Annotated in this window: 18 protein-coding genes and 2 riboswitches; of the genes, 4 read left to right on the plus strand and 14 right to left on the minus strand. The window is 39.0% G+C overall.

The window, feature by feature from the left end; translation table 11 throughout:
- Positions 1-92 precede the first annotated feature (92 nt).
- The 5 genes from pnpS to BN997_RS18790 form a co-directional block, all read right to left on the minus strand.
- Entirely contained in the window at positions 93-1,457 is a 1,365-nt protein-coding gene (gene pnpS, locus BN997_RS18770; protein WP_042534518.1) for a two-component system histidine kinase PnpS, read from the minus strand.
- Positions 1,458-2,150: a response regulator transcription factor gene (locus tag BN997_RS18775; protein WP_042534520.1), complete on the minus strand. Its 693-nt coding sequence runs from the start codon at positions 2,148-2,150 to the stop codon at positions 1,458-1,460. It lies immediately after the preceding gene.
- A 263-nt stretch (positions 2,151-2,413) separates the two neighbouring features.
- Complete coding sequence (gene thiT, locus BN997_RS18780; protein WP_374705718.1) at positions 2,414-2,980, minus strand: energy-coupled thiamine transporter ThiT; 567 nt, start codon at positions 2,978-2,980, stop codon at positions 2,414-2,416.
- A 142-nt stretch (positions 2,981-3,122) separates the two neighbouring features.
- A riboswitch (TPP riboswitch) is annotated at positions 3,123-3,227 on the minus strand.
- Between the two features lie 64 nt (positions 3,228-3,291).
- The gene (locus tag BN997_RS18785) at positions 3,292-5,085 is read right to left on the minus strand and encodes a M3 family oligoendopeptidase (protein WP_042534524.1); all 1,794 of its coding nucleotides are present in this window, start codon (positions 5,083-5,085) and stop codon (positions 3,292-3,294) included.
- A gap of 140 nt (positions 5,086-5,225) precedes the next feature.
- Positions 5,226-5,444 (minus strand): phage holin, encoded by a 219-nt coding sequence (locus BN997_RS18790; RefSeq protein WP_042534526.1) that lies wholly within the window; start codon positions 5,442-5,444, stop codon positions 5,226-5,228.
- 216 nt (positions 5,445-5,660) lie between these two features.
- Here BN997_RS18790 and BN997_RS18795 point away from each other — a divergent pair, with 216 nt between their 5' ends.
- The gene (locus BN997_RS18795; RefSeq protein WP_042534528.1) at positions 5,661-6,194 is read left to right on the plus strand and encodes a YceI family protein; all 534 of its coding nucleotides are present in this window, start codon (positions 5,661-5,663) and stop codon (positions 6,192-6,194) included.
- Positions 6,195-6,253: 59 nt separating this feature from the next.
- Here BN997_RS18795 and BN997_RS18800 read toward each other — a convergent pair whose 3' ends face one another.
- The 3 genes from BN997_RS18800 to BN997_RS18810 form a co-directional block, all read right to left on the minus strand.
- Positions 6,254-7,132, minus strand: a complete 879-nt coding sequence (locus BN997_RS18800) for a VanW family protein (protein ID WP_052485086.1) — start codon at positions 7,130-7,132, stop codon at positions 6,254-6,256.
- A gap of 306 nt (positions 7,133-7,438) precedes the next feature.
- Complete coding sequence (locus tag BN997_RS18805; RefSeq protein WP_042534532.1) at positions 7,439-8,647, minus strand: NAD(P)/FAD-dependent oxidoreductase; 1,209 nt, start codon at positions 8,645-8,647, stop codon at positions 7,439-7,441.
- A gap of 311 nt (positions 8,648-8,958) precedes the next feature.
- Positions 8,959-9,861, minus strand: coding sequence for a hypothetical protein (locus BN997_RS18810; protein ID WP_042534534.1), 903 nt, complete (start codon positions 9,859-9,861; stop codon positions 8,959-8,961).
- A gap of 309 nt (positions 9,862-10,170) precedes the next feature.
- A riboswitch (SAM riboswitch) is annotated at positions 10,171-10,275 on the plus strand.
- Positions 10,276-10,424: 149 nt separating this feature from the next.
- Between BN997_RS18810 and BN997_RS18815 the strand changes: the two genes are divergently transcribed.
- On the plus strand, positions 10,425-11,531 hold the full coding sequence (locus tag BN997_RS18815; protein ID WP_042534535.1) for a methionine biosynthesis PLP-dependent protein: 1,107 nt from the start codon (positions 10,425-10,427) through the stop codon (positions 11,529-11,531).
- A gap of 170 nt (positions 11,532-11,701) precedes the next feature.
- Here BN997_RS18815 and spx read toward each other — a convergent pair whose 3' ends face one another.
- Together spx and dacB are read right to left on the minus strand one after the other, a co-directional pair.
- A complete protein-coding gene (gene spx / locus BN997_RS18820; protein WP_042534537.1) occupies positions 11,702-12,109 on the minus strand; it encodes a transcriptional regulator Spx in 408 nt (135 codons plus the stop codon).
- Between the two features lie 325 nt (positions 12,110-12,434).
- On the minus strand, positions 12,435-13,799 hold the full coding sequence (gene dacB, locus BN997_RS18825) for a D-alanyl-D-alanine carboxypeptidase/D-alanyl-D-alanine endopeptidase (RefSeq protein WP_042534538.1): 1,365 nt from the start codon (positions 13,797-13,799) through the stop codon (positions 12,435-12,437).
- A gap of 136 nt (positions 13,800-13,935) precedes the next feature.
- On the opposite strand from dacB, the gene BN997_RS22765 reads away from it, so the two are divergent.
- Positions 13,936-14,031 carry a YjcZ family sporulation protein gene (locus BN997_RS22765; protein WP_084612984.1) on the plus strand — a complete coding sequence of 32 codons (96 nt, stop codon included), beginning with the start codon at positions 13,936-13,938 and terminating at the stop codon, positions 14,029-14,031.
- 192 nt (positions 14,032-14,223) lie between these two features.
- Here the strand turns inward: BN997_RS22765 and tatA are convergent, their stop codons facing one another.
- Positions 14,224-14,439 (minus strand): twin-arginine translocase TatA/TatE family subunit, encoded by a 216-nt coding sequence (tatA, locus tag BN997_RS18830; protein WP_042534539.1) that lies wholly within the window; start codon positions 14,437-14,439, stop codon positions 14,224-14,226.
- Between the two features lie 71 nt (positions 14,440-14,510).
- The gene (locus BN997_RS18835) at positions 14,511-16,133 is read right to left on the minus strand and encodes a M20/M25/M40 family metallo-hydrolase (RefSeq protein ID WP_042534541.1); all 1,623 of its coding nucleotides are present in this window, start codon (positions 16,131-16,133) and stop codon (positions 14,511-14,513) included.
- Between the two features lie 179 nt (positions 16,134-16,312).
- Between BN997_RS18835 and htpX the strand changes: the two genes are divergently transcribed.
- Entirely contained in the window at positions 16,313-17,218 is a 906-nt protein-coding gene (htpX, locus tag BN997_RS18840) for a protease HtpX (RefSeq protein ID WP_042534543.1), read from the plus strand.
- Positions 17,219-17,287: 69 nt separating this feature from the next.
- On the opposite strand, the gene BN997_RS18845 is transcribed toward htpX, so the two are convergent.
- On the minus strand, positions 17,288-18,322 hold the full coding sequence (locus tag BN997_RS18845; RefSeq protein ID WP_042534545.1) for a lactonase family protein: 1,035 nt from the start codon (positions 18,320-18,322) through the stop codon (positions 17,288-17,290).
- A gap of 334 nt (positions 18,323-18,656) precedes the next feature.
- Positions 18,657-20,144, minus strand: a complete 1,488-nt coding sequence (putP, locus tag BN997_RS18850) for a sodium/proline symporter PutP (protein WP_042534547.1) — start codon at positions 20,142-20,144, stop codon at positions 18,657-18,659.
- Positions 20,145-20,169: the final 25 nt, after the last annotated feature.

Genomic DNA, 20,169 nt, shown 5'->3' on the forward strand with positions numbered 1-20,169 from the left:
CGGCCGACTCTAGGACGCCCTGTCCATCGTGGGAAAGCACGGAGGGAAGCCCCCCGCAGAAAAAAAGCCATCACTATAACGCTAGTGATGACTTAATCTTTCGGAATATAAACGTGAATAGCAGTTCCTTTATTCACTTCGCTTTCTACAACAATCTCCCCTTGATGAACCTCTACAATATGCTTCACAATTGCAAGTCCAAGTCCTGTTCCTCCAGTATTCCGGCTTCTGTCCTTATCCATTCTGTAAAATCGTTCAAATACTCTTGGGATAGCCTTTTTTTCAATCCCGATTCCTGTATCTTCGATTGAAAACAACACTCGATTATTCTTTTCAGAGACGTTTAGACTAACGCTTCCGTCTGATGACGTATAATTAATTGCATTGTCTGCAAGGTTGATAATAACCTGTTTCAATTTTTCTGCATCTGCATACATATGAATATCAGCTGGAATAGATGTCGTAAAATGCAACTCTTTTTTCTCTGCTTTTTGTTCTAAAGACGGCAAAACCGCATCAATCATCTGTTTGACATTAAAATCTGCTTTTTGAAGTTGAAAATCTTCTCTTTCTAAACGGGAAAGCTCGAGCAGATCCTCTATAAGCAACTGTAATCGATGGCTTTCCTTAAAAATAATATCAATAAATTCTTCTGCTGCTTTTTCATCATGCTGTTTTTCCTTTAGCGTTTCCGCAAATCCCCGGATAGAAGTTATTGGTGTACGCAGCTCGTGAGAAACATTGGCAACAAAATCTTTGCGCATTTTTTCTAAACGCTTTAATTCCGTAATATCATATATAACCAGGACAGCACCCTTAATCATATTATGCTCATTAAAAATAGGAGCTGCAATCACTTCCATATAGTTTTTAGTCAGACCGCGCTTATTTTTAAATTGTTCTTTGACAGGCTCTTCATACAGAAATGTTTTTTGGACAACGTCGTGCATTGCCTCGTTTTCAAATACTTCATAATATAGATGACCGCGGTATTGTTTCTCTTTTCCTTGAAACATTTCCGTAAACCCTCGATTCACCAGATGAACGTATCCTTTTTCATCAATCAGCGCAAGCCCGTTTTTCATATTATCAATAATAGAAGTTAATTGCTCGGCATGCATTTGTTCCTGAATCGTAATTTCATTCATATTTCGTGCTAATTTATTGATATTTTTGCTTAACTGCTCCATTTCTTCACTATTACTGTTATTAAAACGGGCAGAATAATTTCCTTTAATCATTTCATTTACTGTTTTTGAAGCTTTATTAAGCGGTCTTGTGTATTTATTGTAGAATTGCATAAATATAATGGAAATCACTAAAAATTCCACTAAAATAATTGCTGCGATAAATATCCAGTTTCCTTGAGCTTGTACCATTAACCAGCCCGATAAAACCAGGACAATCGTGATACCTAGTATATTAGGAAACAAGGGTTTCGAAAATAATATTTGCATTTAAACCGGCTCCTCCAATTTATAACCTAATCCGCGGACTGTTTTAATATAAACAGGCTTTTTGGAATCAGGTTCAATTTTGTCCCGCAGATGACTCACATGAACATCTACAATTCTCGTATCTCCAACAAAATCATAATCCCACACACTGCTGAGTAATTGATCTCTGGAGATGACCTTTCCCTTATGTTTAGCCAAATAGTACAACAGTTCAAACTCTTTTCGTGTGAAAGTAATCAATTCTTCTTTCATTTCTGCTTCATAACGTTCCGGGTAAATCGTTAAATCCTTTATCCGTAGCGCTTGATAATGATTCTCGAGCGGACGCTGTGTTCTTCTGATAATTGCTTTCACACGGGCAATGACTTCTTTCGGGCTGAACGGCTTTGTCAGATAGTCATCTGCGCCAAGCTCCAGACCGAGGATTTTGTCTATTTCTTCATCTTTTGCGGTGAGCATTAATATCGGTGTATCAATATCATTCTTTCTTAACTTCCGGCATACTTCTATTCCATCCAGTTTTGGAAGCATTACATCTAAGATAATTAACTCATAGTTATCTGCAGCAGCTTTTTGATAGGCTTCTTCTCCATCGTATGCTACCTCTGTTGTGAATCCGGCATTTTCCATATTATATTTTAATAAAGTAACAATCGATTGCTCGTCATCCACAATTAGAATCTGTTTTCCCACTTAGAAAATCCCCCTTATTCATATATACGTTCTCTTAGACAAAAATTCCTTCTTTTAAAGCTCCCTTTTTTTGTTAAATGAAGATGTGAGAATGTATCTTTATATATTTTATTTTCTTTATTCTACCATTATTCACGTTCAACGCCTATTCCATAAGTAAATGTTAATAAAACTTAACAAAACTATCCAAATAAAAATAATGGTTTAAGAAAAACCTGAAGCAAGATGTGCTACAGGTTTTTGTGTGAGGGAGTTTTCTTTTGTTATACTTTTCCTACTAATGTTCTCGGCTGTTTATAAAACAGGAGGAACACAATAACAAGACTTAAAATAAAGGATGGAACCATATAGGATGAATTATATATTAATGAATAAAGCCACGCCGGCTGTCCTTCGACGGCTGAACCAAAGAAAACCATTCCGGCAATATAATGACAAATAAAACGAGCAGCTGATCCCAGAAATACACCTACGGATATATAGACAAAGGATTTCTTTACCCGCTTGTTTTTCATGCTTTCGATAACCTGCTTCGAAAACACTCCGGCAAGCCCTACTACCGTAAAAGCTAATCCATACTCAATGATTCCCTGTACGGGATGCAGGATATAAGCTGTACCAGTTGCCACCTGTAATATTCCCCAAAGGAAACCGGACAACAAACCTCCTTTCAGACCCCAGCGAAAGGCTACAATGAAGACAGGAATCATTGCAAAAGAAACGGAGCCTCCTTGCGGCCAAAGCTTAAATCCTAACGGTAAAATGTCCAGCAGTAATGCAAGTGCCGTAAAAATAGCTACTTCTACTAAAAATAATGTTTTATTCTTCAATCGTCTCTCCCCCATTTACATCGAACAATCTTTTTTTAGACAACAAAAAAGCAATGCCAAGGGAGTCTTCTTGATGGCGGTATTCTTTAAAAATACATTTTAAGAGAATACCTTAAACTCCACTCACACATTGCTTTTATATCCATCAAAAAGTCCACAATCCCTACGCCAGCGCTAACTGACAGGTTCAAAGGGTCAGAACATAGAAAATGTCCACTCTCAGCCAAAGGCTCCCCTTGCAGGCTTTTTATATTCACTTTTTTGTATAGGCTTAGTATAAATCACTTTCTAAAAAACCGCAATAGCCCCTGTTATTTTTCAACTTTCTTCGCTAATTCCAAAAATTCCTGCACATCCTGTTTACATATTTCGATGGCATTTTCCCAAAACTCAGGCTTGGACAAATCTACTTGCAAATGCTTTTCAGCAAGCTCTTCTACGGTCATTCTGCCGGTATCCCTTAATAAAGCAGTATATTTTGCTTCAAAATCTCCTTTATAATCCTTTGCATAAGTATAAATTCCCTGGCTGAATAAATAACCAAATGTATACGGGAAGTTATAAAATGGCACACCAGTAATATGAAAATGCAGCTTGGAAGCCCAGAAATGCGGATCATATTCGGACAGACTTCCGCAGTAAGCTTCCTTCTGTGCTTCCACCATAAGTTCATTTAACCGTTCCGTACTGACCATACCTTGCTTCCGTTCTTCATAGAATTGTTTCTCGAATAAAAAGCGTGCATGGATGTTCATGAAGAAAGCCACACTGCGCGATACTTTATCCTCTAACAACGTTAATTTTTCTTCATCTGTCGCCGCCATTTTCACCGATGCATCCGCTACAATCATTTCTGCAAAGGTCGAAGCAGTTTCCGCAACATTCATTGCATAGCCTTGATTCAAACCGTTCATATCGTTCATCACATACTGGTGATAGCCATGTCCCAACTCATGAGCCAGGGTAGCTATATTAGAAGGTGTTCCAGAGTACGTCATAAAAATACGAGTTTGTTCACTGAGCGGAAAGCTTGTACAGAAGCCCCCCGGACGTTTTCCTGCACGATCTTCCGCTTCAATCCAGCGTTTTTCAAACGCCATTTGTGCGAAATCCGCCATTTGGGGACTGAAGCCGCGGAATTGCTCTACAATAAAAGCAGCTCCTTCATCATAACTTTTCTTTTCCATTTTTGATTGAATCGGAGCATTCACATCGAAAATGCTTAATTTATCCAAATTTAACAGAGAAGCCTTTTGATGTAAGTAGTCTGCAAATAGGGATTTATGCTTTTCAATTGCTCCCCACATTGTATTTAATGTTTCTTCCTTCATTCGATTTTTTGCTAACGGCTCTTTTAAGACTTTGTCCCATCCATAATGTTTATAGGTCTGCAGGCGAAATCCAGCCAGGTGATTTAATGTCTGCCCAAATAAGTCCTCATTCGCTTTCCAGGCATCACTTATTCGCCGGTAAACATATTCTCTCTGCTCACGGTCAGGTGTCGACAGCTTATTAGCAGCCTGCCCAACAGAGTATTGTTGAACTTTTCCGTCCTCTTCTATATCAATTTTCATATTGCCGACTATTGTTTCATACATTTGGTTCCATGCATGGTATCCATCTATTGCTAAATCCCCGATTAAAATTTCTTCATTTTTAGATAATTGTTCACGTGCCCGCTCTCTTCTTTCTGTTAAAATAAATTGAAGCGGCTTTATCGCTTCCCTTTCCAGCAAGAGGTCCCAATTCGCTTCAGTCACTGCTCCCAGCTTCTGGTCGACTATTTTTGTTAACGCACTGTGCGCAGCCGCTATCTGCGCTCTTTTGGCAACATAGATATCTGCCTGTTTATCCGTTACATCCTGTGCACTTAAACAGCTGATAAACGCTCCCATCTCACGTAATTTTTTTGTAATAAGCTCGATTTGTTTTAAAACATGCTCCCAATCTTCTCCAAATCCGTTTGCTTCAAGATTATTTACGCTTTCGGTGACAGTCTCAATTTCTTCACTTAGCTCATTTACAAATTGACGAAGCGCTTCAGAATCGCTTTGCCCTGGAAAAATAACATCTAGATCCCATGTTGGTTGTAATTTTTGAGTCATCAGCTTCTCTCCCTTTTTTTATTCTATTATCTAATATTTAGTATAACGAAATTGTTAAAACAAAGCATTAAAAAAAAGCCTGTAAAGAAAATTTATTCTATTACAGGCATTTATTTCCCATCTATTTTTAAACAGCTATCTTATTTCTTTTTAGAAGACTTCTTTTTTTGTTTCTCCTTAGCCGCTTTTTTCCGCCTTATCCAAGCATTTAAAACCGCCGCAATGGTGAATATAGCAGATAATAGTTGTTCTATCAGGGTACTATCGATAAGCATCGGTGACTTATCTAATAGCACAAAAATTTGATTTGTTGCTGCGATAATCACGGCTATTATACTAATCATAGTACCTTTGTCCACTTTCTCCCCCTCCTTATACAACCCTATATATTATTATTGCAAAAACAAGGTTTTAGGAACGGCAGAAACCTTTAGAAGTTTCATTATCTATTTACTTGGGTATCATACATATATGCATTTAAAATATTTTTAATTAAAGATACTTGACTTTCTTTATTTATTATTTTACACTTGGTAACAGAAAGTAAGTAACTAATTATTTAGGAGGAATCGTAAATGGCAAAAGTAAACTGGAATTTAGACACAGCGCATAGTGAAGTAGGATTTTCTGTAAAGCATATGATGATTTCAAAAGCAAAAGGAACCTTCGATAATTTTGATGCAAAAATCGTTGCAGATGCAGAAGATTTAACCGATGCAGAAATTGAATTAAACATTGATGTGGAAAGCATCAACACTCGTAACAAAGACCGTGACGACCACCTTCGTTCTGCTGATTTCTTTGACGCAGAAAATTACCCTAAAATCACTTTCGTTGCAACAGATATCAAAAAATCTGGGAATAACTACGAAGTAACTGGTGATTTAACATTAAAAGGAACAACTAAACCGGTCACTTTGGATGTTGTTTTTGAAGGTCAAAGTAAAGATCCAATGAGCGGAAGCATTGTTGCAGGCTTCAGCGGTTCAACAAGCATCAACCGTAAAGAATTCGGTTTAACATGGAATGCTTCTCTCGAAACTGGCGGAGTTCTGGTAGGAGAAGAAGTAAAAATCAACTTTGAATTAGAATTACAAAAGGCTGAATAATATCACTAGCCTTTCCATCATAAAACAGCAAGCCCCTGATTTTACGCTGAGCAGTAAAATCAGGGGTTTTTTGCCTGAAAAAGAGAAGCATCGCGACTCGTATAAACAGCGACCGTCATCACTCCTTCTTCAGCCCTTGCTTGAATCAGCACCGGACGGTTATATTTATTACGGAACGCAAAATCCGGCCCCCACCAGCTCACTGTAGCATCTCTGCCCTTCGGAACATAAGGGACCTCTCTGCTGTGTGCATAGCGTTCGGTTATTTCAATGCCTTGCAGATCCACCGCATTAAATAATGTTGAGGATACCTGGCAAATCCCTCCGCCAATATCTTCACTAAACTCCCCTTTTACGATTACCGGAGCCGGCAGGTAACCTCTTTCTCTTGTCCGCTCTCCCACGATTTCATTAAAGGAAAAATGCTCACCGGGAAAGATCACTGTATTATTGATTGCATCTGCAGCCAATTCAATATTGCGTGTTCTTTCAGTATTCCCTTTTTTAAACCTTGTCGTAAAACGATTTAACTCTTTCTCCTTTAATTCTTTTAAAAGGTCTTCATTCACGCGTGCCGGAATCATTTGTTTTGGTACTTGTAGCCGGTTTTTCCCTGCCCCGCCATAATAAGCTTCGTTAATCAGAGTATGAAATTGGTTTACGTCCAGGGTAAATCCTTGTTTTTCTTTGATAATTTCTCCATTTTTATCTATATAAGCATTTTCCGGTTTTTTATAGACCTGCTCCTGCATATATTTTGTTAACCCTTGAATCTCATTCCAATCCAATAACGCTTCATCCATTTCAAATATATACGGCTTTAAATCGATAAGCCAAGAATCATCCTGTTCATCATAAAGTTCCATAACAGCAGCATTCGTTGTATGAGGAAATATAAGAAATAAAAATAGCAATAAAAGTACAATCGTTCGCATCATGACACACCCCTTAAGACTTAGTATGTTTGGGATGCTTTATTTCTATACAGTGAATAAGCTAGGATTTACTGTTACGCGGTGGAGAGTATTCCTTGTTAAAAAGCAAAAAAATTGCCGGGAGATTATCCCGGCAATTTTTAAAAGCTTATCTAAAGTCCCTGTTGTCTTCTAAATATTCACTTGCAACACGGTAGCCTACCAGGGCTGTCAGAGCAAGTAGAACGTAACATAATAAATTCTTCATATCGCTTACCTCCTGTGGAGTAATTTATCAAATACAACTTCAATTCGAATGTTATTTGGTTATTAGAATGGACGGAATTTACCTTTTTTAAGTAATGTTTTAGCACCGCCGACTAAGAATAGAGAACGGTCATCAACAACTTTTTTCATTGCTGCCGCTGCTTTACCGCTTAGTTTTTTACCATCAAGCACGTTTCCGATACCATCAGATAAGCCAAGAGATGCAACTGTTCCTTTGTTAGAGAAAACAAAGTCAGTAATCACTTCATCACGAATCAATGCAACAATGTTATCTGCTGCTTTCGCGCCTTCTTGTACAGCCAGCTGACCAGTTGGAGGGAATGGTTTTCCAGTTTCCGGATCCATTGTCCATGAGCAGTCTCCAAGGATAAAGATATTTTCTTCTCCTTCTGGACGTAAATCTAATCCAACATTTACTTTTCCTTTGAATAATTCAAATCCGGATTCAGCCAATACCGGGTTACCCATTACGCCGCCTGTCCATACAACTGTACCAGCTTTGATTAATTCGTTATCTTCGCCGACAACAAATCCGTCTTCTGTACATTCTTTGATGGCAGTACCAATACGGAATTCTACGCCACGATTTTCTAAGGACTGTTTTCCGTAAGAAACTAAATCTTCATCAAACATAGGTAAAATAGATGGCATTGCCTCTACGTTAATAATTTTTGCTTTGCTGCGATCGATATCGTATTTTTTACATAGCTCAGGTACTTTGTCTGCAAGCTCACCAACAAATTCAATCCCTGTGAATCCGCCGCCGCCGACAACGATGGTAAGCTGCTCGTCACGTTTTTCTTCGCTTGAAGAATACTGAGCAAACTGATATTCAATGTGCTCTGCAATTAATCGGCTGGAATCAATATCTGTGATTGCATAAGCATTCTCTTCCATACCCGGAATGCCAAATGAGTTGGATACAAATCCAAGTGCAAATACAAGATAGTCATAAGCCACTTCGCTGTTTTCAAGAACAACGCGTTTTTCCTCACGCTTCACTTCCGTAACGGTATCGTAAATTAAACGTACACGCTTAGGGTTAACTACATCTGTTAGCATAAAACGTGCCTGATTCGGGGTAATCGTACCCGCTGCTACTTCATGTAACCATGTACTTTCATAATGGTAATTATGTTTGTTGATTAACACAATCTCAGCTTCTTCAGGAGACAGCTGTTGAGTTAAACGTCTTGTTGCAACTAATCCAGCATAGCCTGCACCAAGAACGACTACTTTTGGTTTACTCATAATTCATCTTCCATCCTTTCTATCTTCCACAAATAAAATGTAATGTAATTTCGAACTATCACGTTTAATAGTCACTGCATCTATTATAATATCAAATTTTGCGGGATTAGGCTAATTTTCATTATAATTTCTTTAGAAAACTTAGCGAAACTTGTTTTATCAAAGAACCCGCATGATATATATGCTTATTAATAGGTGCGAAAGTTGAGATTTTAATATTAAAAAACTGCAAATTCGCCAGGCTACAGCAAATTCGCAGTTTTATTTTACCTTATTAATTTAATTATGAAACAGCTGCTTTCTTTCGTAATTTAATCAGCATAGGTGGATGCAGTATCGACCTCAGAACCTTTGTGCTCTTCAGAACCTTTATCTGTTTCTGAGTCTGAGTTTTCTCCCTCTTCTTCAGTCTCATGCTCTCCATTATTTTCTTCTTCTTCAGGATTTCCTTCCTCTGATTCCGGCTCTTCACTCTCTACATCTTCAGAATCGGGTTCCTTGTTGTTTGCATTATCATCGTTGCCATTTTCTTCCTCTTCCGGCTGTTTCGGCGGTTGATCCGATTTATCTTTTGAATCTTCTTTCTCTGAATTCTCTTCATTCCTGTCATTTGTGCCGGGCGCCTCAGTTTCAGCTCCAGAATTATTGGAATCAGAAAAGCGGCTATTTTTTTCAGATTGATTCTGATGTACAGAAGCTGTGGAACGTTGCGTATTATTCGATTCTGATTCTCGGCTTTCTGTATTCTCATTATTTTCACCAGCTGCGTTTTCCTTATTTGAAGCGTTACTGCTTTGTTCACTGTCAGCTGGCTCATCATTTGTTATTTGATTAGATGATGCTTCCTCAGAAGCTATATAATCTTCTTCCTGCACCTCTGTTTCTGGATTTGTGTATGTTTCTTCCTCTGTTTCGGTACCTTGAGTCACAGTACGCTCTTCCTGCACTTCTATTTCATTGTCTTCCTGCTGAAGTATGTTGCGATAATCTAAATTAGCTGTTTGATAAATTTGTTCATTGTCTCCTAATAACCGATTATTCCAGGAGGTTGTAAAAATCTCTACGCTTTCTCCAGTTTGTCCAGTTCCGTCTTCTGTACTCACTTCCATTGAATATTCTACAGAGCGGTTATCCTTATAAATCCCCATGCCAATGATGATAATACAACCTGCTAACATAGAAATGTTTACCCATAATAGCTTTTTTTTGCGCATATATCTTCTTCCTTTTTAAATAGTTTCATTCGGATATTTATTATTTCACCCTTTTTATTATCAGACATATCCAACTCATTCAGAGTAATTGTCCATTTTATAACCATTCAACAATACGTTCACTACACTACCATTGTAATCGTCATCGGAGTCCTTTTCAAATACTTTTCGTTTTTTTCAAGCTTCTTCTTTCTATACACAGCCTCTAAGCCAGTGTTGCCGGCTTTTTCATTTTTAAAAAAATCAAGACTTGATTTTTTTTCCTCGCTCTTGTAAAGTTAACGTAATTATAATTTAATAAAATTCCAATTCTTATCCAGAGAGACGGAGGGACTGGCCCGACGATGTCTCAGCAACCAGCTGCTTCTAGCAAGGTGCTAATTCCAGAAGGGAACTCCCCTTTAAAGATAAGATATGTATCATCACGATATCATACCCTTCTTATCTCATCTCTGGAATAAGAAGGGTTTTTTATTGATTTCACATGGGAAAATCATAAGAAAACAGCATATTCGCGAAAGATAAGCGAATTCATGTTTCTGGATTGAGGAGGCTGAAGGAAAATGAGAAAAATAGAAACAGCATTAGTACAGTTAGGTAATAAAACGGACGAACGGACAGGGGCTATAAATCCGCCTATTTACATGTCAACAGCTTATCAGCACCAGGGAATTGGCCATTCCACAGGTTATGATTATACGCGTACCAAGAATCCGACCAGATCTGTTTTAGAGGAAGGTTTCGCAAAGCTGGAAGAAGGAGATGCTGCTTTCGCCTGCAGCTCAGGAATGGCAGCTATTCAATTAGTTCTCTCCTCCCTGTTTCGTATGGGCGATCACCTTATCGCGACAAAAGATATCTACGGAGGAACTTACCGTATTTTTAATCATTTTGAAAAAGCTTATAATATTTCCGTGACCTATGATGTCTGTCAAAATATCACGGAAACAGAACGATGTATTAACGAAAATACAAAGGCTATCTTTTTAGAAACACCGACGAACCCGTTACTTCAGGAGGTGGATATTGAAAAGTATGCGGAGCTGGCTAAAAAGCATAACCTGCTGCTTATTGTTGATAATACATTTTTAACACCTTATCTCCAGCAGCCAATTACGCTTGGTGCGGATATTGTAGTGCATAGTGCGACAAAATATATCGGCGGCCATAATGATGTTTTAGCCGGTCTGGTCGTAACCAAAAGTCCTGACCTTTCCGAAAAATTATTTGAAATGCATAATGCGTCAGGAGCAACATTATCTGCTTCAGACAGCTGGCTGCTTGTCCGCGGGTTAAAAACACTTGCATTGCGTATGCAGCGTCACGAGGAAAACGCACAAAAAATTGCTGCTTACCTGCGAGACCACTCGTCAATTGGACAGGTTTATTATCCAAATAAAGGCGGCATGCTTTCATTTTGTTTAGAAGATGCCGACCAGGTGCGTTCTTTCTTAGCTAACCTCAACTTAATTGTATTTGCCGAAAGTCTGGGCGGTGTAGAAAGCTTTATTACCTATCCTACAACACAAACACATGCCGATATGCCGGAGGAAGAAAGAGATAACAGAGGAATCGGTGATGACCTTCTTCGTTTCTCTGTAGGAATTGAAGATGCGGAGGATTTAATAGCAGATATTGAGCAGGCGCTGCAGGTTGTCAGTAAAATTTAAAACAATACCCCAAAAAAGAGGCAGCTCATTTTAAAGCTGCCTCTTTTTTAGAGTAAAGATGAAATTATATTCTTCCTTACATATTATTTAATTTGCTCAACATTCAACATATGGAAGCATACAGCCATTTCATCGTATGCTTCCATAATTTAAGGTTCATTTAAGGTTCGTTACCCTTTTATTAAACCTAAATCCACTTTCCATTGTAACCATTGCAGCTGTCTCGTTTTACGAGGTAAGAATTGACGAATATCTTCCTCATGGTACCCAACTTGGAATCTTTTTTCATCCACCAAAATTGGACTTTTCAGCAGTCTTGGGTATTTGTGAATTAATTTCAATAAAGTTTGCAGAGACAAATCCTCTACATTCAAATTCAATTCTTTAAAAATTTTAGAACGGGTTGAAAGTATCTCATCCGTGCCTTCCACAGTCATTTGTAAAATATTCTTTAGTTCGTCAATTGTCAATGGTTGATGTAAAATATTTCGTTCCTTATAAGCAATTCCATTTTTGCGAAACCATTGTCTCGCTTTTCTTGTAGATGAGCAAGATACTCCGTAAATATGCACTGTCATATTCATTCTCCTTATTATTTGACATATTCATTACAAGATTCAAAGTGATTATGATGAAATGAAAGTAAAACATTTCTGCTTCTTCATTCCATTTTTTCTATCTTAGTTTCACTTTAGCATGGAAATGTGGTAAAACTATGGTAAGGTCATAAAAAAAACATGAAATGAAGCTTAATTCATCGAAATAAAGCTTGCTGCTATTATTCCTTCGCTCTATAAATATGCTTCCCCGGCTTCACGATTCCACAATACGCCCTTAAACTTCTGTTTAATAACAGCTTAAATCAAATAATGAACCCCCCCCCCAAAAAACAAATGACAAAGGTCAACACCATTCTTCTATCTCCGCCATTATCGCAACCAGTTCATCTTCTAATTCTTTTCCTGTATCCGTATCTAATAAATGATTTAATAAGATGGAAAAGATAAGCCGTTCTCCCTTTCCATTGGTTACATAACCGGAAAGAGTGCTGACACCTTCAATGGTTCCTGTTTTTGCCTGAACATCCAGTCCCTTCATACGTTCACGTAAAGTGCCTCCAATCATTTTATCGGCTTCTCCAGCTGCCGGCAGACTGGCTAAAAATTCAGGGAACCACTTTTCCTGCTGGATTTCGTACAGTAAACGCGTCAGTTCTTCGGCTGGAATAAAGTTAGCTGCTGAAATTCCGGAACCATCCTTTAACTGGATTGTATCCAGATTGATTGAATAGGTAGCCAGAGCTTCTTTCACTGCTGCCAGACCCGATTCCCATGAACCGTCATCATATGTTTTACGCCCTAATTCTTTTGTGAGCATCTCACCAATCCCATTATTGCTAAGCTTCATAAAGGGAATAATAATGCCAGTTAATGGCGGTGACTGTTTATGGTAAATACACGCTGCATCTCCCTGAAGCTTTCCTTTTTTTATCCGGCCTTCTAACGCAATACCTTCCTTTTTTAATATTTGCCGGATTGTGTCTGCGATATAATTTTCAATATGTTTAATAGCCATATATACTTCCTGCTTTCCTTCTTTCCTGCCGATTTTTCCTGATATAAAAAAGTGATTTGCTGAATTATTCCGCCTTACAATCAATGCTTCTTCATCTGCTTCTTCTGTCGTTACAGCATCGTTGGTCACCGTAATTCCTTCCGTATGCGGCAGGATTTCTATCTTTGGGGTTGTATGCAATTTTTCCGGGGTAATGATTAATTTAATAGCATTCGTATCATAATCTGTATCTGGAGCAAGTGTTAAAGCAGATACTTCTGAACCATACCCGTATTGCTGATCAGCCCAAATTAAATCATCAGACCAGCGGATATCATCGTACCAGCTGTCATCAAGAATAAAGTCTCCGGATATATTTTTGATCCCACGCTCTTTTAAAGAAGCCACAAACTGTTTATAATCCTTTTCTTGTAAAGTCGGGTCTCCCTTTCCAACCAAATAAACATTACCATGACAGGTTTCCTCCACTACTTTCCCCCCCAAATGAAGCTCGGTTTGAAATGTATATTCAGGACCTAATTTCCTTAATGCCGCTACTGCTGTAAGTATTTTCAAGTTGGAAGCAGGCTGCAGCCGTGTTGATGCATAATAATTAAACAAGCTTGCACCGCTTGTCCCGGAGCGCACACTTATTCCTGAAACACTTCCTTTGTTGTGACATTTGTTTAATAAAAAGTTATTTAGTTTTTGCATCGATTCCACCTCGGATGATGTATTACGTTCTTAATTTTCTAATTCGATATCTATAGGTTAAAATCCTTTTTTCTAGTCAAATACCCTCTCAAACATAAAATCATTTCATATAGTAAACATACAGGGGGTGTAAAAAATGAGTAATTACAATGAATTTGGCGGAGGTTTTGCTCTACTGGTAGTCCTGTTCATCTTATTGATTATTGTAGGTACTTCTTATTGGGGATTCTAGTGATGCCATGATAAACAAATCTTTTCCTCCTCTTCCCTATAATTAATTAGCTTTACGTACGGCTGGCTAAGAAAATAGATCGTGATTATGAACGCTTGTAAAGATAATGCATCAACCTCTTTACAAGCATTTTTTATATGTAATATAAAAACAAGGCGCATGATGGAAAACTACATCGGCGCCTTGTTCCTCTTATTTTGACGGGTCCTTTTCAGGCTCATCATTATCTTCTTTTATTTCTTTCTTTTTGTCTTCCTCAGACATTATATTATTTGCTGAATTTTTGAATTCCCGTAAGGTCTGTCCGGCTGCTTTCCCGATTTCCGGAAGCTTTTTGGGACCGAAAATAATTAAGGCAATGATAACTATCAATATCAAACCCGGAATACCTATGTTTGCTGGACTCATGGAACAACACCTCCATTCTGATTTCATTATAAATCATTTCGATCTATTTTTTAATGGTTACACCCATAAAATTATAACGATTTGCCTTCTTTTTGTGAAATTTGCAGAATGAGCTGACGCATTAAATATGGAAATTGCTCAAATGCATTGGTAACATGCAGCCTTTCTGTACGTTTATGTGCATCATGTCCGAACGGACCTACATTTAATACAGGTGCGTCCAATTTACGCATCAATGAAAACGGCAATTCATACGAATCCCCCCATACCGGCGTATTTTCCTCGTAAACCTGCAGGCCTGTATCACTGCCTTGATAATGTACATAACTCAAATCACAAATTCCATTTAAAAAATGACTCCGTTTGATATCTAATTGAAATTCGTTTTTCGCTTCTTTTTCAACAAAATCAACACAATATTCTACAAAACCGTTACCGCTGGAATTTACAGCAGGATAATAAGGAGGTGCAAATAAAATCACCATGGCTGGCGCAAGCTCCTGACAATGAATCATTAAGCTGTCCGTAATACGAAGCGATTTTTCCCGGTCATCATAGTCATCATGAAAATGAATATCCTTTTTCACATCTTCAACAAATTCCCTGCCCAGTTTATTCCCTGCATACTCTAATAACTCTTTATAAGTAATTACTTTTACATGACCAATCGGCTGCACTTGATTATCCTTGCATATCTTTTTATACCGTTCATTACATTGTGCGGCAGCAGTCTTGGCAACCTGTTCAAATAAAGCAAAAACCTCTTCTGCTGTCCGTTCTAAAAGAAAAATATTGTATAAAGCGGAAGAACGGTACGGAGTCTGAGTGGAATACCGCAGCCGCAAATCTGTTTGCTGCAGTGTAACCGGCAGCGGAGCGGTTTCACCGAGTACCGTTTCCTGAAAAATGGGATTCCATTCCATCTCCCTTGTTAAAAATGAAGAGATAAATGGAGATGTCATTCCGCTCAATGGTTCTCCTGCATGGGTTTCCTTCCCGTAGAATAAAGCTCCAGCTAAAACTTTCCCGATTGTCCCGCTGTAAATATAGTGTGTATTGTCCTTTGGGTCATGCCGAAATGTCGGCTCACTATTTAAAAATAACGTATAGGTTAAATCATGCTGTTTTTGTAATTCCGTCAGAACAGGGATAGCATAACGCATGCCTGCTGAATTCACTTCTTCGTCGGGCACAGTTAATAAAAGCAGGTTAATTGGCCATTCCTCTATACTGGCCTGTTCAATCAGACTCATATGCATCACAAGCCCCATCTTCATATCCATTGTGCCGCGCCCGAATAAGAAATCACCTGATTCTATATCTGCACGAATCTCTCTCGAAAATGTATCCTTTTGTTCCAGATATACTTTCGTAAGCTCCTCCGGCTGTGTTGCGAGCGGCTCAAGTGAACCATATTCCTCGGTATTTACCGTATCAAAATGGCTGATCAAACAAATCGTCTGCGTAGCTTCCGGATGTTTATATAAAGCAGTTAAAAGCTTCCGGCGCTGGTCTGCCTCATGCAGTTTTAAGTAAGCAGGATGGTCATGAAAATAAGTTAAATCCTGAAGCTTTGCATATAGCTTTCTGGGAAATTGCTTTTCTCCTTCTGAAAGACTGATACTCTTCCAGCTCACAAGCTCATTTAAGAGCTGACGTAATTCATCCGCACTGTTCCATTGAAATGCCTCCACGAAAACCCCCGCCTTTCTATTAACCTTCCTTTCTATTATATCAGCAATTGAACACGTTTACATTATTAGCAGTTATTCTCTTTCCAAATAATTTTCCATAGCCAGCTAGATAACAGTTCAGTCTTAGCCGCAAAATATGATATGATTTATAGTATAGAAAATTCATCAGGAGGTTATGTATGGGGAAAAGAATTACACTGTTTCTTTTAACAAATATTTTGGTTATGACGACAATCGTCATTGTCTGGTCCATCCTTACAAGTATATTTGATATTGGACCAAGCTATCGTTCAGATGGCGGAATTGATTATGTTTCTCTCATGATATTCAGTATTGTTGTAGGTTTTACCGGTTCATTTATTTCTTTAGCAATGTCCCGTTGGATGGCTAAGACCATGATGAAGGTGAAAATAGTTGATCCGAATAATATTACTACACAGCAAGAGCGTGACGTTTATGAAAAAGTAGAACGGTTGTCCCGTGCTGCCGGACTTTCACACACACCAGAGGTTGGTATTTACCCGTCACATGAAGTAAATGCTTTTGCAACAGGTCCAAGTAAAAAACGCTCTTTAGTTGCTGTTTCTCAAGGGCTGCTGGACAGTATGGATGATGATGCCGTAGAAGGAGTCATTGCACATGAGGTGGCTCACGTTGCAAATGGCGATATGGTGACAATGACTTTATTACAGGGAATCGTCAATACATTCGTCGTCTTCTTATCCCGGATCGCTGCAATGATCGTTTCCAGATTTGTGCGTTCCGAGCTGCAATGGATTGTTCAATTTGCTGCAATCATTATTTTCCAAATCTTATTTTCTATTTTAGGAAGCTTTGTCGTCAGTGCTTATTCCAGACATCGGGAATATCACGCAGACCGGGGCGGTGCAGATTTAGCAGGCCGTGATAAGATGACACATGCGCTACAATCGTTAAAAGCTTATATCAATCGTGCAGAAGCAGACGATCACACAAATGATACAGCAATTCAAACCATGAAAATCAGCAATAAATCCAGTATCCTTAATGCTTTATCTTCTCACCCGCCGCTGGATGAACGAATTGCTAGATTACAACAGCGCTAAGAAAATAAAAACTTCCTTCTGCGGAGCGTTTTCGTACTCCTCCGCAAAAGGAAGTTTTTTTATAGCTAATTAGGAAAGAAACTTCACACAAACCACTTCTGGAACATCGATTACCTGATCTGTCTGCGTTAATTTCCCTGTTTCTGCATCTCTTTTATACAATACTACATTTCCGCTATGCTGGTTAGAAGCAAGAAGGAAGTTTTCAGTCGGATCCAATACAAAATCTCTTGGCCATTCACCACCGGATGGTGTGAATTCAAGAAATGTCAGCTCCCCGCTATTTTCATCTACTTTGAATGAAGCAATACTGTTATGCCCACGGTTTCCTGTATAAAGGAATTTTCCATCTGAAGTGATATGAATCGCACTCGCATCATTTGTTTCTTCAAAGTCAGCAGGTTTCGCAAGAATCGTCTGTTTCTCCGTAAATTCGCCTGTCTCCTGATTGTAATCTAAAACAATCACCTCTGTAGAAAGCTCTGTAATTAAATAAGCAATTGGTTTATTCGGATGGAACGTAATATGTCTTGGTCCGCTTCCCGGCTTTGCATGAAAAGTACTCACTTCCTGTAATGAGGAATCTTCCACCTTGTACGTCACTAAACGATCTGTTCCTAAATCTGCAACAACGATAAATTTCTTATCTGGAGTAAATCCAGTGAAATGAACATGGGGTTTTTCCTGTCTTTCATGCGGTCCGTTTCCTTCATGCTTGGTAAATTGCCCTTGCTCTACTTCTCCATCGTCAGTTGTAAAATGAAGACCAATATCGCCCTTATGGTAATTTCCTGTTACAACCAGGTTTTCTGCTGCCTCTACATGACATGGAGGGTTCCCTTCTACCAATTGACCATTTAACGGAGTTAGTTCACCGCTCGTTTTATCAACACGGAAAGCATTTACCCCTCCCATATCATCTTCCTGCGCAACAGCATATAAATAATTCTGGTTTTCATTAAAATTAAGATATGTTGGATTTCCAAGCTCTGCTGCTACCTCTGAAGCAGACAGCTGTCCTTTTTCTGCATCCAGGGTGAATCGATATACTCCCTGGCTTGTCTTTCTTGTGTAGGTTCCTGCGTAACCAAAGTATTTGCTCATTTGAATGCATCCTTCCTTCAAAAACTATTCTTTCATTTGTTCATTGTATCATTTTCGACAAAAAGGTTACATACATAAGCATTTTAAAAATTCAATTTGCTACTAAAACGGTTATCCTCCAGCCTGCGTTTGCTCACCCCATCGAAAACATTTGTACGTCGGAAAGCCAAACGGTCCGCCACAGCCGTGCTTTACACTTCATCTTCTATTCTTTGTCAAGGGTGTTAGCGAAGGAACGATCAACTCCTGTTTCTGTGGAAATGAAATTACTTTTTAGTGTCCGAAAATTGAGTAATAAGAAAAGAGCCGGAGTTACACACCCCGGCCCTATTTCTTATTTATTCTTATGCTCTTGAAGCCTGCTCATGGTTTCATTAAATTCCGCTTCAATTTCTTTGTTAGGCTTATACGTTTTAAGGCTGACTAAAATAATGACTGCTGTACTCAGGATAAACCCGGGTACTATTTCGTATAAATATCCGGACAATGGAGAGTAGCCCCATGCAAATACAACGACTGCACCGACAATCATCCCCCAAAGCGCCCCAGATCCTGTTGTTTTCCTCCAAAATAGAGACAGCAGCACGACCGGTCCAAAAGAAGCGCCAAAGCCTGCCCAGGCAAAGGAAACAAGCCCTAAGATGGTGTCGTTTTGCTGCCAGGCAAATATCATAGCAATAAGTGAAACAGCTAAAACAGCCAGTCTACCCAAATTCACATAGGTTTTATCCTTTGCATCTGCATGAAACACAGCCTTGAAAATATCCTCCACCAGCGCAGAAGAAGTTACCAGCAGCTGGGAAGACACCGTACTCATAATTGCGGCAAGTACTGCCGCCAGCAGAAGGCCGGCTATGAATGGATGAAATAATAATTGCCCTAAAACAATAAATACAGCCTCCGGATCGGCAAGTGTCAATTCTGGATTGGCTTGAAAGAATGCAAATCCGGATATCGCTGTTGCGGCAGCACCGACTAATGAAATGACCATCCAGCTGATGCCGATACGGCGGGCAGAGGTGGTTTCTTTTACCGACTTGATTGCCATAAAACGAACGATAATATGCGGCTGTCCAAAATAACCCAATCCCCATGCTAAGGATGAAATTACCCCCGTTGCTGATGCAGCAGCAAAAAAGCTTAATATATCGGGATTGACGTCTTGGACGATGGTTACTGTTTCGCCAACTCCTCCAAGCGAAACGATGGTCAATGCCGGTACCAAAATCAGCGCCAGAAACATCATCGTTCCCTGCACTACATCGGTAAAACTGACTGCAAGAAAACCGCCGACAAGCGTGTAAATTATTGTTACCGCTGCTACAGTCATTAAGCCAGTATGATAGTTTACATCAAAAGCGCTCTGAAAAAATACGCCTCCTGCAACCATCCCTGAAGAGACATAAAATGTAAAATAAAGCAATATAACAATACCGGATGCGATGCGTAATACCTTCGTATTGTTTTTAAAGCGGCTGTCTAAGTAACTCGGAATCGTAATGGAGTTATTTGATACCTCGGTATAGGTCCGCAGTCTCGGAGCAATAATCAGCCAGTTTACCCAAGCCCCGGCTGCCAGACCGATGGCCATCCATCCCTCGGCCAGACCAAATACATAAATTGCGCCGGGAAGTCCCATTAACAGCCATTGCGACATATCGGAAGCACCGGCACTCAGTGCAGATGTAACAGGCCCCAGACTTCTTCCGCCCAGCATATAGTCATCTAAATTTGATGTCTTACGATAAGAATATAAACCAATAGCAATCATCACTAAAAAGTACAAGACAATCGCCATAATTTGATAGGTTGTTTCTGACATCCTTCCCTCTCCCTTTGTAAGTAAT

Source organism: Oceanobacillus oncorhynchi, from assembly GCF_000821065.1.
GTDB lineage: Bacteria > Bacillota > Bacilli > Bacillales > Amphibacillaceae > Oceanobacillus > Oceanobacillus oncorhynchi.

What these genes read in the sequence shown, in the direction of transcription:
- BN997_RS22765 (WP_084612984.1), top strand. Translation starts at nt 13,936, where the DNA reads ATGAGTAATTACAATGAATTTGGCGGAGGTTTTGCTCTACTGGTAGTC.
- htpX (WP_042534543.1), top strand. Translation starts at nt 16,313, where the DNA reads ATGGGGAAAAGAATTACACTGTTTCTTTTAACAAATATTTTGGTTATG.
- BN997_RS18815 (WP_042534535.1), top strand. Translation starts at nt 10,425, where the DNA reads ATGAGAAAAATAGAAACAGCATTAGTACAGTTAGGTAATAAAACGGAC.
- BN997_RS18810 (WP_042534534.1), bottom strand. Translation starts at nt 9,861, where the DNA reads ATGCGCAAAAAAAAGCTATTATGGGTAAACATTTCTATGTTAGCAGGT.
- spx (WP_042534537.1), bottom strand. Translation starts at nt 12,109, where the DNA reads ATGACAGTGCATATTTACGGAGTATCTTGCTCATCTACAAGAAAAGCG.
- BN997_RS18805 (WP_042534532.1), bottom strand. Translation starts at nt 8,647, where the DNA reads ATGAGTAAACCAAAAGTAGTCGTTCTTGGTGCAGGCTATGCTGGATTA.
- putP (WP_042534547.1), bottom strand. Translation starts at nt 20,144, where the DNA reads ATGTCAGAAACAACCTATCAAATTATGGCGATTGTCTTGTACTTTTTA.
- BN997_RS18795 (WP_042534528.1), top strand. Translation starts at nt 5,661, where the DNA reads ATGGCAAAAGTAAACTGGAATTTAGACACAGCGCATAGTGAAGTAGGA.
- tatA (WP_042534539.1), bottom strand. Translation starts at nt 14,439, where the DNA reads ATGAGTCCAGCAAACATAGGTATTCCGGGTTTGATATTGATAGTTATC.
- BN997_RS18845 (WP_042534545.1), bottom strand. Translation starts at nt 18,322, where the DNA reads ATGAGCAAATACTTTGGTTACGCAGGAACCTACACAAGAAAGACAAGC.
- BN997_RS18785 (WP_042534524.1), bottom strand. Translation starts at nt 5,085, where the DNA reads ATGACTCAAAAATTACAACCAACATGGGATCTAGATGTTATTTTTCCA.
- dacB (WP_042534538.1), bottom strand. Translation starts at nt 13,799, where the DNA reads ATGCAAAAACTAAATAACTTTTTATTAAACAAATGTCACAACAAAGGA.
- pnpS (WP_042534518.1), bottom strand. Translation starts at nt 1,457, where the DNA reads ATGCAAATATTATTTTCGAAACCCTTGTTTCCTAATATACTAGGTATC.
- BN997_RS18800 (WP_052485086.1), bottom strand. Translation starts at nt 7,132, where the DNA reads ATGATGCGAACGATTGTACTTTTATTGCTATTTTTATTTCTTATATTT.